Below are 13,158 nucleotides of genomic sequence, written 5' to 3' on the forward strand. Positions count from 1 at the left end.
GGCTGAACGCCTTGGCGAAAAGCCGTCGATGGTCGTCATCGCCGCCGGCGTCGTCACCCTTCGCGCGAAACTCCTTCCAGAGGACGCCGAGGCTGGCGTGCTCGCCCTTGCGGACCTGCGCGCCGAGCGCCTGCCACTGGCGATAGGTGCCCCAGACCCCGCTCGCGTAGCCGCTGCCATAGGCGGCCGCCCAGAGCGAGATCGTATTTATGCCGCGATAGGGCTTGCCGCTGGCGACGTTGGTCGGGCGGGTGACGTCGGCGCCAAAATGATGCCACGGCATGCGCCAGGTGCCGGTGCCGGCTTCGATGGCGTCGACGATCGCTTGCGTGACGCGAGCGTAGACGTCTGAGCGTGGTGAGGCTGACATGATATGTTCTCCGTTCTCGCGCCGGGGACCATCCCCGGCGGCGGAGGCCCGTTCGCGCCGGGCACAGGGGGGCTCGCGCACCCGTCAGGGCCGCAGCGAAGCGAAGGACGGCGAAGCCGTTGCGCGGGCGCGCCGACCGGCGCAGGACTCCGCCAACAGCCGGGGTGGTCTACGGCGCGGGAGGGTCGATCCCGGCAATCACCGCGGTCAGGCGATCAAGCTCGCGCTGGAGCGCCTGACGCTGGAGGTCGGAGATGCGCCGTTCGCGTAAGTGCGCCCGGGCATCGGCCGCCGCACGTTCCCAGGCCGGTCTGTGGCGGGCGGTGATGCAGGCGTTGGGGCAGCGGGTCGGTTCGCACAGGGCGGTAAGCGGCTGCGCGGGATCGGGGGTCGTCACGCGCTTGAGGCAGAGCGCGGTCGCGGGATCGAAGAAGCAATCCGCGAGCGGGCCGACATGGAAGGTGCGCGCGACGCTGGCGAGCATGACGCGCAGGCGGGCCCGATCGGCGATCATGGCGGGCAGTGGCCCGAGCTTAACGGCGGCATCGTCGAGGGTCCGCGCGATGCGTGGTCCCGCCGGTCCGCCGAGTGATGCGCCGCCCTGCCGCCGGTCGAAATAGTCCAGCAGATCGTCAATCTGACCGAGCCGGCGCTGCGCCTCGACCTCTGCGCGAAACCCCGATCCACTGGTCCCGGCATAGCCCTCGAAAGCGGCGACCGAGGCATGCTTGTACTGGATCATGCCGGCGATGGTGCCGAACGGACGGTTGGCGATGTGCCACGCGATGGTGCGCCGGAACTGCCGCGTCGTGATGCGCCACGGCTTGCCATCGGGGCCGGGTGGGATGACCGGCGCATCGGGGCTGCCGAAGACGGTGTTGAGGTGGTCGCGGAAGGCGTTGAGCTGGCGGACCACCTCGCTCGACAGATGCGTCTTGGTGACAGCGCGGGGACGAAGCACCGGCCAGAGCGTGTCGCTTCCAGTCTTCCGTGCCGCGTGTTCCGACAGCCGTTCGAGCACCGTGATCGCCTCGGCCACCGGTTCGATCGTCACCCAGCTCGCCGACTCACCGGCGCTCGATCGGCGCTTGTAGAGGGTCGATCGGACGCGTTGCCGCTCGATCAGGCCGTCTTCGCTGCGCGCGATCGAGAGGCAGCCGCGCCGCATCGCCTGGACCTCGCAGTCGCGCATGCCGGTCAGATAGGCGCATACGATATAGGCGGCGGCCTGCAGCATCCGCTCCTCGATCGCTAGGGTCTTCACGTCGAAGCGGGCACGCCATGGCCGACCGCTCTCGGGAGCGATCGAGATCGGCGTGTCCATGCCGCCGACCTCGGTACCAAGCGATGCAACCGCTTCGCGAATGACATCCGGTGCGCCGGTAGTGAGCATGAGATGCATGGCCGGCTCGGCGACGGCATCGATGCCGGCATGCAAATGGAGGAGATGGGCGTTGATCGGCGGGGTTGCATCCCCGGTGAGGGGATCGATGCGCGTGGCGCCGTTGTGTGCCGTCGTCCAGATGGGCACGCCGCGTCCTTGCCGGGCTCGGCGCGCGAGATAGCGCTCGAGGCGCGCGCGCTGCCGCAGGCGGCGCTCTGCATCAGGCAGTCCGCGTTCGGCGGCGAGCAGCCGAGCGCGGACTGCCTCGAGCCGATCGAGCGCGACCCGAGCCGCCAGAATATCGGTCGCGAAGGTCGTGACATAGCGCAGCGACCAGGCGAGCAGCGGCGTGACAATCTCCTCCGGCATGCGTGGGGTGCGGTTCTCGCGCACATGCCGATATCCGGCGACGCGCGCAGCCGCTTGCCCGGCCCACGGCTCGAACCCGAGACCGCCTCCAGGCAGGTGATCCCGGAGATGGTAGAGATCGGTGACCACCTGCAAGAGCTGGCCGACGATGACGGGGCGCCGCGCTGAATCATCCCGCAGGTGGCGCGCATAAGCGTCGATCAGCGCCTGATCGATGCGGCCCAGGTCGAGCCGCCCAAGCCGCTCGCGCGCGAAGGCGAAGAACCGGCGAGCCCGGTTGAATGCCTGTCGGATGCTGGCGGGCGGCAGCTTCGGGTGGTAGCCGGGAAGACCGACGTTGAGGCGGGCGTAGAGATAGGCGCGCATTGCCGCCTGCACATCGGCATGTTCGAGCACGTCGAAATGCACGGTGACGTGGCAGCGCCGAGCGTTCTCGCGGAAGACGGCGGGACCGAGATCCCAGGTCGGGTCGCCGACGTGCGACAGCTCCTCGCGGGCATGGCCCGCCTTGAGCGGCGCGCTCGCCAGCACAGGGCGATCGTCGAACGCGGGCACGAGGGCATGGACGGGCGTGGTCATGCGCGTGCCTCCGGCGGCAGATAGAGCCGTTCGCTCCCCATCTGCCGGCGCGCTTCGGCGATAACGGCATCGGAGAAGACCGGCAGGACCTGGACCGTGATCCGGGTGTGGACGCGGCCGAACTTGGCGGCCCAGTCGCTCGCCGGCAGGCTGCATCGCTGCTCTTCGACGAACGCGAGAAAGGCGAGGATCGCGGGGAGCTTGCGCGCGGTGATGACGGCGTTGGGACAATCGAGGCAGCCCCAGAAGGGCTGCGCGCAGGGCGAACCGGGCTCGGCGAAAGGACTGCTATGGAAGCCCGCGCAGGCGGCGAGCCAGACATCCTGTTCGCCGTCGAGCACCGGACCCACCGTATCAGCCGACATCAGCGACGCGACCTGTTCGGGCGCTTCGCGCAGCGCCTGCTCGGCGGTGGGTGGAAGCACGGTCGGCATCGCCGCAGCGACCGCTGCGCGGAAGGCATCGGCGACGGCCGCCTCGTGCAACGGCCGGAGCGACGGCAGATCGGCATAGTGGCGCGCCGCAACCTCGCGGGTGTGACCGACCGCGAAGCGGGCCATATGCCCCTCGGTCTTGGTGTACCATAACGCCTTGTGGGTCTTGCGCAGCCGGGAAAGCAGCAGATGGAGCGGCTTCCCATCATCGCCGGCGATACCATGGCGACGAGCCCAGGCGGCGAGTTGGAACTTGGGATCGACGATGCCGGCGCGAAGGCCGCCAACGTTGTGATAGAGCCAGAGGCAATCGTCGGTCAGATGCTCGCGTGCGACGGCGGTGACGTCGATCAGGCGACGCATGAGGCCGCCGGGTGTGCCGCTACCACCATCGCGGACCCGCATGCTCTTGTGCTCGGCACCGCGGGCGCGGCGCTTCAGATAGCGCAGCTCCACCGTGCCGGCATGCGGGTTGGTGAGACAATCCACGGTCAGCGTCTTCAGGCACTCCGGCTCGAGGCCGGTATCGAGCGTGAGCAGCACGAGCAGCGCCGGCAGATCGCGCGCGAGCAGATGATGGCGGCCATGCAGGTCGTCGATGAGCGTGCTGATCGGCAATCCGCGCCGCATGCGCATGAAATAGAGGCGCTTCAGCGCGGGCTGGTCTGCGACGATAAAGCCCTGCCGCGCGATGATCGCTTCGACATCGGCGCGCGCCCTGGCGACGACAGGGTCGCCCTCATCAGTGCGGTCGTCGGCGCCGAGGCGGCGAAGCATCGCTTCGATATCGGCCCTCGCGGCGTCGCGCAGCGCGCGGGCGACGAAGGGGCTATAGGCATCGCGCGGGGTCGAGCGGCCCGCCGAAGTGGCCAGCGTGTAGCGCAGCCGCTCATGCAGGTCGGGCGCGATCCGATCGGGCCGGTCTGCCTCGATCGCGCGCAGCGTGTTGATGACCTTGCCGACCGTTATGTGCCGGTGGATCGCGCCCATCCCACGCCGTTCGAGCGCGGACGCAAAGCCATCGATATGGACTGCGCGCAGGTCGTTGACGCCGGTCACCTCCGGCGCATCATCGCCAAGCCAGGCGAAGAAGTGGCGATAGACCTGAACATACTGCTTGATGACGCTGGCCGCACCGATGGGGCCGCCGAGCGCCGCCGATCGACGCAGCGCACCGGCGAAAGCGATGGCGAGTGGGCGAGGATCGAGCCCGGTCATATCGACTAGGACCGTTCCGCCATGCCGCGCCTCGATGGTGAACTTGAGGCCGAGCACAGGATCGGGCTGCGATCGCTCCGGCGTGATCGGCGCAAAGGCGACAGGCCGGCCCTTGCGGGGACGCCCGCTCATACGCCTTGCGGCCCCGGCAGTAACGCCAGCAGCTCCTCGACGGCCGCGTCCACCGTATCGGCGCGGGTCGCGATATGGTCGAGGTAGATATAGGTGGTGGTGAGGCTGGCGTGGCCAAGCAGGCGTTGCACCTGTTGCAGCGGGTCGCCCAGGATCAGCCGATAGCTCTCCACCGGCCCCACCGGCAATGCCGCTTCGCGCAGCCGCTGCTGGATCAGCAAGGCGAGCATATGGACTGCGAAGGCGTGGCGAAGCTGGTGCGGGCTGATCGACAGCGGGAAGCCGTTCTGTGCGCACCGCTTGCAGGCGCGGGTGAAGATCACCTCCCACGAGTTGGGGCGGACAGGCTGGCCGACCTCGGTCAGCCATAGCGCCGCCGGCTCGCGGGGCGTTCCATCCTCGTCGCACAGGATCAGGCGGCATCGTTCCTCCGGGGTGCAGATATCGCGCATGCGGTCGAGACCGGCGCGGGTGACAGGGATCGGTCGGTCGAAGCTGGCCGCACCGTCGCGCGCGGCGAACTTGGCCACGCCCGCGGCGCGCTCGACCGCGACATAGGCGGCGATCTGACGAAGCAGCCGGCGTGGGACCAGAACGCTGCGTCCGCGGTCGCCCTTGGTGAGCGGCGGCGGAAGGGGCAACCAAAGTTGTTGGACGTCACCGTCCTCGCGGTCGATCGCCGCGAGCTCGACGGTGAGCAAGCCCGACGCCTCTTCGAGGCGCAGGCCGGTGGTGACGAGAAGATCCGCGAACAGCGCGTTGCGCAGCCCATTACGGTCGCGAGCGCCGGGGCGCTCCGTGCCGTCAGGGGTGAGCCCGCGCAGGCCGACCTCGCGGAAAATGCGGTAGTCGTCCATCGTGACGAACCGGACATCCGATCGCCTGGCGACACGTTCATAGGCATCGTTGCGCGCCGCGATCATGCCGCGACGGCCACCTTGCGCCGGTCGCCACACGGCGCGGCGGCTGAACGGCGCGTCGGCGATCAACCCTTGCTGCTCGCCCCAACGGTAAAGGCGATCGAGGCTGGCGACGGCGCGGTTCCAGCTTGCCGCCGTTATCCGGTGATCGGCATCGTCGCGGCGTCGCTCACGATGATAGGCGTCGACATCGTCGCGGGTCGCAGCCCACACGGTCTTGCCGCAGGCATCGAGAAAACGAAGCCAGACTACGACATCATAGGCGTAGGCGCGAAGCGAGTGCCGCGAGCGGACGCCCGACAGCGGCAGGTCGAGAAAGAAGCGATCCAGATCGGGATCGTAGAGCGCGTCGTCGCGCTGGATCAGCGGCACATGCGCATCGAGGCCCCTGGCCTCGCGACGCTCGCAAACAGTAATGATCGACACCGGCGCGAAGCCCTCCCCCCGGACCCCCCACCCGGAAGCTGACCTTCACACCGATGCGCGCTATGGCCCGGCAGCTATCAGGCTGGCCTCCGCCAGCTCTTGGGTCAGCGCTACGGCCAGCCTGATTACTGCCTACCGTGGGCGTCCATCGCCGACCTTACTGCAATGTTGCGGACGGCGCAGACTGTCCAGATAAGGCGACCAACTCCTCGAACGCATATGCCTGATCGCCGAAGCGCTTCCCGAACGATCGGGCAAGCCGGGCTGGATGGCCTGTCCAGTGGCCGGCCTCATGCGCAATGGTGGCTGCCCAGGCGGCGCGCGTGTCGAATTGCTCGACCGGCGGCATGGTGATGACGTCCGCGCGCAGATCATAATAAGCACGATCGCCGCCGCATCGCAGCCGCGCGGGCAGCCGATCGACGAAGCGCTCCGCCCGCGGACCGAGCCGGTCGCCCGGCGGGACGAGGGAGAGGGCTTCGGGATAGAAATCGCCCGGCAGTGTATCGATCTGATCGGCATTGAAGACCGCATAGGACCGCATGACCCGGCGCTGCTCATCGACGAGCTCACCCGGACGTTCGTATGAATCGACCTTCTTCGAATAGGCTTTGTAGAAGATCGCAAATTGCGACTGCTCACCGGCACGGACCTGCCCGCCGAGGCTTTGTGCTTGCCGATAGGTCATCCAGTAGCGAGACCGATAGCCGCACTGCTCGGCGGCCAGCCATAGCCAAAAGGTGTTCATGCCGCGATAGGGCTCGCCATTGGCGCGCAGCGGGCGCCCTTGCGCGGCGCATGATCGCCAGGGCCGTACCCAGGGACGCACACCGGCCTCGAGCCGGTCGATGATGGCGCGCGTGATGGTCTCGGCCGGCGAGGGCCGGCCCGATGATTGGGTCATGGTGGATACTCCGCGAAAGAGCGGCTGTCTCAGCGCCGCCGATGAAGGGCGGCGGGCGACACGAAAGCGCCGCCCGCCGTTAGGCGTTCGCCTCAGGCGGCCTGTTCGAAGTCGCCAGCATCGCCATCGGGGGCGATCTCCCCTGCCCCGCCGTCGCTGTCGTCTTCATCGCTGAGGAAAGCGGAATAGCTCCGGAAGCTTTCGGGCTTTTCGATCGCGTCGAACCGCATCTCGTCGGGCAGCCAGGAGAGCGCCTTTTCCCGGACTTCGGCCTCGACGATGCCCTGCCCCGAACAGAGCGCAGCGCAGGCATTGGCAAGGTCACCCTTCTTGGCGTCCTTGTATCGGCCGCGCAGCACCGGCCCGCCGATCTCGTCGAGCGCTTCGAGCATGACGTCCTTCTTCACCCGCCCGAAAAAGTTCTGGGCATCGGGCCGCCACCATTGCGCGACATCAATGTCGAGCAGCCGTCCGAGATGATCGTGGAAGCCGTTGCGGCGCCCGCCATCGTCGACGTTGAGTGTCGGCTCCAGCGTCTGCGCCATGACATGGGCGAGCCAATCGGCGCGCGCCTGTTCATCCAGTTGCCGGAAGGCATCGAAGCGGGACGACAGCGTGTTCCCGCCTGCCCAGCTCACATCGAGCGCCTGGCGCTGTTCGGTCAGGACATTGCTCGCCGCGCTACCTTCATCGCGGAAGCTGACGATCGGGAAGCTCGCGGCGGCGGCCTGCAACGTCGCGTGGTCCCGGACATAGCTGCTGGCGAACACCGTCCGGTGCGCCATCAGGAATATCGTGAGATCGAGCGCGAACCCGGCATCCGAGGCGACATGGGCTGCCAGGATCTGCCGGCGCTGGGTCGCGAGTTCGTCAACCAGCGTCGCGCTGAGCCGGGAGGCCGCGACCTTGCCGGACGGTGCTTCGGGTTCTGCATCCTCGCCCGCCTGCCGGATGGCGCGCTCGCTGAACATGCGGCTGTGCACCCGCGGACTGCCATCGGGCGCCAGATAGATGAAGGTGCCCAGCTGGTCCTTGATCGCATCATCGACCATCGTGCGCGACGCCTCGATCGTATCGAGTTCCCGCTCGATGTCGGCGAGACGCGCCGAAGCCGCCTCGGCCTCGGGCGTGCCGTCCTCGAGTTCGGTCTCAAGTTCGCGGATGAGCGCGTCGCCCTCATCCGAGAGACTATCGACGCGCTCCTGCTCGTCCCCGCTCAATTCGCGCAGCGGCGGATGGTATTCGTGGAGCTGGCACTCCATATCATAGGGCACATGCGTCGCGAGAACCGGCGTCACGAACGCCAGCTTCTGTTCGGCAGCGAGCGCTTCCGCGGCCGCTTCAAGCTTCTGGGCGGCCAGCTGCTCGATGAGCTCCACGTCGATCCAGCTCTCGTCCACATCTTCACCGAACAGGTCGCGCTCGATCCGGCCGCCCGCGCCGACATAGGCCTCGCGGCCGACGAACCGTGCCTTGGCGTCGGTCGCCTTGACCGTTCCGTTGAGGAGCGCACGGCGGATATTGTCGGGATTGTCGCCATAATAGGACCGGCTCATGCTCTCGAACACGCGCGCCTGGCGATCGACGTCGGGCGTGACGGCATAAGCCTGGGCGACCCCCAGCGTGATCTCGCCCGCCGCCAGCGCCGCGAAGACGAGAGGAGCCAGTTCGGCAAGCCGTACCCGCTGCTCAACGAAGCGGGTCGTGACGCCGAAACGTTTCGCCACATCCTCGGCACTCGCGCCCTTGTCGAGGAAGTGCTTGAAAGCCGAGCACTCATCCGCCGGGTTCATCGCGACGCGGTGGAAATTCTCGGCAAGGCTCGCTTCGGCCGATCCGGCATCATCCTCGAGCACCAGCACCTGAACCTCATGGTCCCCGGCAAGCCGGCCTGAATCGATCAGCCGCTGGAGCGCCCGCAAGCGGCGGCCACCCGCCTTGACGGTGAAATGTCCTGCCTTCTTGAGCGGCGTGACCACGAGATTCTGCAACAGGCCATGCGCGGCGATATTGTCGGCGAGGCTGTCGAGGTCGGCATCGCGATTGGATTTGCGGACATTGTCCTTCGAGAGCGAGAGGTTCTTGACCTTCACGGACTGGATCATCGGTTGTCTCCTTCGAGGGTTGCGCCGACCTCGTCGGCCGGCTTGAGCCACTCAGGCCCACCCGGCCGAAGGCCCCCTCCCCTCTCTTCGGTCGCTTGGCGCGGCCGCGGGTCAGTCCGTGATCCTGGCGAGGATCTCGAGGGCGCGGCTCGGGGGAACGAACAGCCGCGTGCGGTGCTGGATGATCTCGGTGAAGCAGCCCGCCGCCTTGAGATGCGGCAGCGCCTCGGGCTTCCAGTCCAGCAATTCGAGGCGTTGATCGCCGGCGACCAAGGCGCGCTTCAGCCGCAGCGCTCCGATCGGCATGATCTCGCCCGAGGTGCGGACGTGCTCGACCCGCGCGCCGAGGTCGATCTCGACATGGGCCGCGATGCCGAATGCGCTGGCAATCCGCTCAACCAGCGGCGCCGGAATAAGACGCCCGAGAAGCGACTGGCCGTCATCGCTCGTCAGCCGCCAGACCTGGACATGATCGTCGGGCAGCTTGCCCCACACCGGAAGCAGCAGGCCAGTGACCAGATAGATGATCTGCGTGCGCGTCTGCGCCGCCATTGCGTCGCATTCGGCCTGCCAGGCTTCGTCGAAGCTCGCCCGGTCCACGTCGGTCCAATGGGTTTCGGCGAAGAGGTCCTGCCGGTGCCGTTCGGTGCGCGTCGGCCGCACCAGCTCGTAGCGGCGCACGGTCCGCCCCTCTTCGTCCGTCAGCGAGAAGGTCGGCCGGCAAATGGCGGCCTTGCCGGAACGCGGGTTGATCAATCGGCGCGCTTCCGGGTCGGCGAGAAGCCAATGCGCTCGTTCCAGGGTCAGTGGCCGATATCGTTCCTCGGTTTCGATGCGCAGGATTTCGGTTTCGGCGCCGCTCACGGGATCGCGCCGGATCACCGTCCGGTCGAGGATCGAAATACGGTCGGCCGCGATCGTTTCGACGCCAAGATCGAGGGTGCCGGCCTCGCGTGCCTTTTCCACCCGTGCTTCGATCAAGCCGAGATATTCGTCGAAGATCGCGTTCTGCAGGTCGATGCGCAGCGCCAGGATGCGGTTCAACCACCGCTGGATCGTGGGCAAGGTCTCGGTGAGCCCCCCGCCCTCCCCGGCCAGGTTCAAACCGGTGAGCGCCTGGAACTGATCGAAGTGGACCGATTGGAGTTTTGCCTGGAACAGCAGGCGAAACCACTGGTCGAGCGATTCCCGCGCGAAGTCGGACTCCAGATTGTCGCGGGGGTCGAAAAGTCCCTGCCCGCCGGTCTGGCGTTGGCCGCGGGTCAGCGCGCCCAGGCTGTCGAGGCGCCGGGCGATGGTCGAGATGAACCGCCGTTCGCCGCGGCAATCGGTGGAAACGGGCCGAAACAAGGGCGGGCAGGCTTGGTGGGTGCGGTGCGTGCGGCCCAGCCCCTGGATCGCCGCGTCCGCGCGCCAACCGGGCTCGAGCAGATAGTGGATGCGGCGGCTCTGATTGGGCGCGTCGAGGCTGGCGTGGTAGCTCCGCCCCGTGCCGCCGGCGTCGGAGAAGATCAGGATGCGCTTTTCGCCGCGCATGAAGATGTCGGTCTCCGCGAGGTTCGTGCGCGCGCTGCGCCGTTCGATCCGCTGACGGCCGTCGGCATCGACGATGATCCGCCGGCTGCGACCCGTCACCTCGGCCACGGCCTCCGTCCCGAAATGCCCGATTATGTGATCGAGCGCCGAGCCGACGACCGGCAGCGCACAGAGTTGCTCGAGGAGCTGATCGCGCATGGCGATCGCTTCCCGGCACAGCACCGGCTGCCCGGCCTCGTCGATCATCGGTTCCGAGCGCACCGTGCCGCTATCGTCGGTATAGGTGCGCATCTGGCGCACGGGAAAGGCTGCCGTCAGATAGTCGACCAGGAATTCGCGCGGGGACAGCTCGATATCGAGCCAGGCGCGCTCCTCGGGGGACAGGTCGGCAAGGGCACGGTCGAGCATGGCTTCCGACGTCGACACGAGCTGGACGACGGCGCAGTCGCCGCGCGCGAGATCGGCGGCGATCGCCGGGATCAGCGACGGCAGCTTCATCGACAGCAGGATCTGGCCGAAGAAGCGTTGCTTGGTCGATTCGAAGATCGACAATGCCGCGGCCTTCGCGCCGCTATTATAGGTGGCACCGCTGAAGCCGTCGGTGACGCGCGTGGCGGCGAGCGCGGCCTGCAGATTGTTGTGAATGATCGCCCAGGCATCGGCATAGGCATTGTAGACGGCGATCTGTTCTTCGCTGAGCCGATGCTCGAGGATGTCATATTCGACGCCGGCGAAGCTGAGCGCCCGCGCGGCATAGAGGCCCTGCGCCTTGAGGTCGCGGGCGATCAACTCCATCGCTGCGATGCCGCCGCGGCGCAGGGATTCCACGAAGGCCCGCCGGTCGGCGAAGGCCGTCTGCGGTCCCCACAATCCGAGGCGTGTCGCATAGGCAAGATTGTTGACGTCCGAGGCGCCCGTCGCCGAGGCGTAGAGAATCCGGGCGCGCGGAGCGAGATTTTGCAGGCGGACGCCGGCGATGCCCTGCTCGGACCCTTTCGTGGCGCCGAACCGGCCCTCGCCGCCGGCCACCCCGGCCATTTCATGCGCCTCGTCGAAAACGATGACGCCGCTGAAATCCTCACCCATCCATTCGATCAGCTGGCGCAGCCGCGTGCCCCTGTCGCCGCGGTTGGAGCGCAGGGTGGCATAGGTCAGGAAGAGGATCCCATCGCCCAGCGCGATCGGGGTGCCGAGCTTCCACTGGTTGAGATGCTGGATGTCGAGCGGCAAGCCGCCAAGCGCCGACCAGTCCCGACGAGCGTCTTCGATCAGCGTCTCGCTCTTGGATATCCAGAGGTGGCGGCGGTTGCCGCGCAACCACTGGTCGAGGAGGACGCCCGCCACCTGCCGCCCCTTGCCGGCGCCCGTGCCATCGCCAAGGAAAAAGCCGGTCCGATAGGCGTTACCGGCCTCTGCCGGCGACAGCGAAAGACCCTCCTCGCTGGATATGAACCGCCCGGGAAGATCGCGCTCGAACGCCGCGCCAGCGTAGATCAGCGTTTCGAGCTGCGCGTCCGAGAGCAGGCCGTCGTCCAGGATCCTGGCCGGCAGCACGGGTTCATAAGCGACCGGGGGTGCGGCAATCGATCCCATTGCCTGCGATTCGACCAGCGCGCTTGGGTGCTCACGAGCATCGGCAATCAGCAGACGGCTCGGCCGATAGGGCAGGTAAATCCCTTGCGGTTCGCCCGCGGGTGCGGGCGCGTCGAGACGGTGATAGGCGACCGCGCGGGTCGTGGGCAGGGTCACCGCCGCACGCGAGCAGACGGGGCGGGTCCGCCGCGTGAGGCCCCGGAACAATCCGCTGGGGCGGGAGATCGGCTGCGGCTGCGGCGCGCATGGGGTCGCCATCGCATCGATGGCCGCAAGCGCAGCGCCGAGCGTCGTGCAGGTCTGGCGCGGGACCGAGCCCCCTGCCCCGTCCTTTTCGAGGAGTATGAGCTGGACTGCCTGGCCGGTGCCGTGCTTGGCATAGGCATCGGGCGGCAGGTCGAGATGCAGCCGGGCATGCGCGCCCGCAGTGGCGTGCAGCCAATCCGCGTCCTCCGTCTCGATGCGGTCGGGGAGAATAACGGCGCAGCGCCCGCCTGGAGCAAGCCGCAACAGCGCGGAGCGCAAATGGCGAAGCGCGGCATGGCGATCGCGCGCGCGCCCCTGGCTTCGCGAGAAGGGCGGATTGAGGAGCACGACGCTCGGCACCAGTTGCGGATCGAGCATATCGTCGATCAGTTCGCCATCATGCGTGCTCAGCCTGCCTTCGGGAAAGGCGTGACGCAGCAAACGCGTGCGCCAGGCATCGATATCATTGAGAAGGAGGCGCGCGCCGGCGAGATGGGCGTGTACGGCCAGGAGGCCGGTCCCGGCCGAGGGCTCGAGCACGATATCGTGTGCCGTGATCGCGGCTGCCTTGGCGGCAAGGAAGCCGATCGGCGCCGGTGTCGAGAATTGCTGGAACGCGATCTGCGTTTCGCTACGCACGCTTTGCGTGGGAAGCGCCGCCGTCATAGCGATCAGCTGGGCGAGCCGCGCATTCGCATCTGCCGGGAGCGTCGCGTTCTTCAGATGGAGGACCTGCGCGAGTTCGAGCACATCGTAGGCGTCGCGCAATGACCACAGGCCATCGGCGCTCGAGCCACCGAAAGCGGAGGTCATTTCGGCAAGGAGGTCGTTACGTGCAACCGGACATCCTTCGGACAGCCGGTCGGCTATGCCTTGAGCAGCGGTACGGGCGGGATCATCGAGCGGCAGCGTGAGCGCGAGGGGGTGTGTGGCCATGGGGCA

At 67.6% G+C, this 13,158-nt stretch carries 7 protein-coding genes; all 7 read right to left on the reverse strand.

The window, feature by feature from the left end:
- Nucleotides 1-370 (reverse strand): ArdC-like ssDNA-binding domain-containing protein (locus RLDS_RS32170; protein ID WP_021224600.1); only part of this gene is annotated, 370 nt, incomplete at its 3' end.
- Nucleotides 371-539: 169 nt separating this feature from the next.
- A complete protein-coding gene (locus RLDS_RS32175; protein WP_021224413.1) occupies nt 540-2,702 on the reverse strand; it encodes a hypothetical protein in 2,163 nt (720 codons plus the stop codon).
- Entirely contained in the window at nt 2,699-4,486 is a 1,788-nt protein-coding gene (locus RLDS_RS32180; protein WP_021224414.1) for a hypothetical protein, read from the reverse strand. The genes RLDS_RS32175 and RLDS_RS32180 overlap by 4 nt, the downstream gene beginning before the upstream one ends.
- Nucleotides 4,483-5,832, reverse strand: a complete 1,350-nt coding sequence (locus RLDS_RS32185) for a tyrosine-type recombinase/integrase (protein WP_021224415.1) — start codon at nt 5,830-5,832, stop codon at nt 4,483-4,485. The genes RLDS_RS32180 and RLDS_RS32185 overlap by 4 nt, the downstream gene beginning before the upstream one ends.
- Nucleotides 5,833-5,989: 157 nt before the next feature.
- Nucleotides 5,990-6,736: an ArdC family protein gene (locus RLDS_RS32190; RefSeq protein WP_016744725.1), complete on the reverse strand. Its 747-nt coding sequence runs from the start codon at nt 6,734-6,736 to the stop codon at nt 5,990-5,992.
- Between the two features lie 92 nt (nt 6,737-6,828).
- On the reverse strand, nt 6,829-8,841 hold the full coding sequence (locus RLDS_RS32195; RefSeq protein WP_021224602.1) for a ParB/RepB/Spo0J family partition protein: 2,013 nt from the start codon (nt 8,839-8,841) through the stop codon (nt 6,829-6,831).
- Nucleotides 8,842-8,952: 111 nt separating this feature from the next.
- Nucleotides 8,953-13,152, reverse strand: a complete 4,200-nt coding sequence (locus RLDS_RS32200) for a strawberry notch-like NTP hydrolase domain-containing protein (RefSeq protein WP_021224603.1) — start codon at nt 13,150-13,152, stop codon at nt 8,953-8,955.
- Nucleotides 13,153-13,158: the final 6 nt, after the last annotated feature.

This window comes from Sphingobium lactosutens DS20 (assembly GCF_000445105.1).
In the GTDB taxonomy this organism is placed as follows: Bacteria; Pseudomonadota; Alphaproteobacteria; order Sphingomonadales; family Sphingomonadaceae; genus Sphingobium; species Sphingobium lactosutens.

Coding starts and splice junctions, on each gene's coding strand:
- RLDS_RS32175 (WP_021224413.1), bottom strand. CDS start 2,702: ATGACCACGCCCGTCCATGCCCTCGTGCCCGCGTTCGACGATCGCCCT.
- RLDS_RS32180 (WP_021224414.1), bottom strand. CDS start 4,486: ATGAGCGGGCGTCCCCGCAAGGGCCGGCCTGTCGCCTTTGCGCCGATC.
- RLDS_RS32190 (WP_016744725.1), bottom strand. CDS start 6,736: ATGACCCAATCATCGGGCCGGCCCTCGCCGGCCGAGACCATCACGCGC.
- RLDS_RS32195 (WP_021224602.1), bottom strand. CDS start 8,841: ATGATCCAGTCCGTGAAGGTCAAGAACCTCTCGCTCTCGAAGGACAAT.
- RLDS_RS32200 (WP_021224603.1), bottom strand. CDS start 13,152: ATGGCCACACACCCCCTCGCGCTCACGCTGCCGCTCGATGATCCCGCC.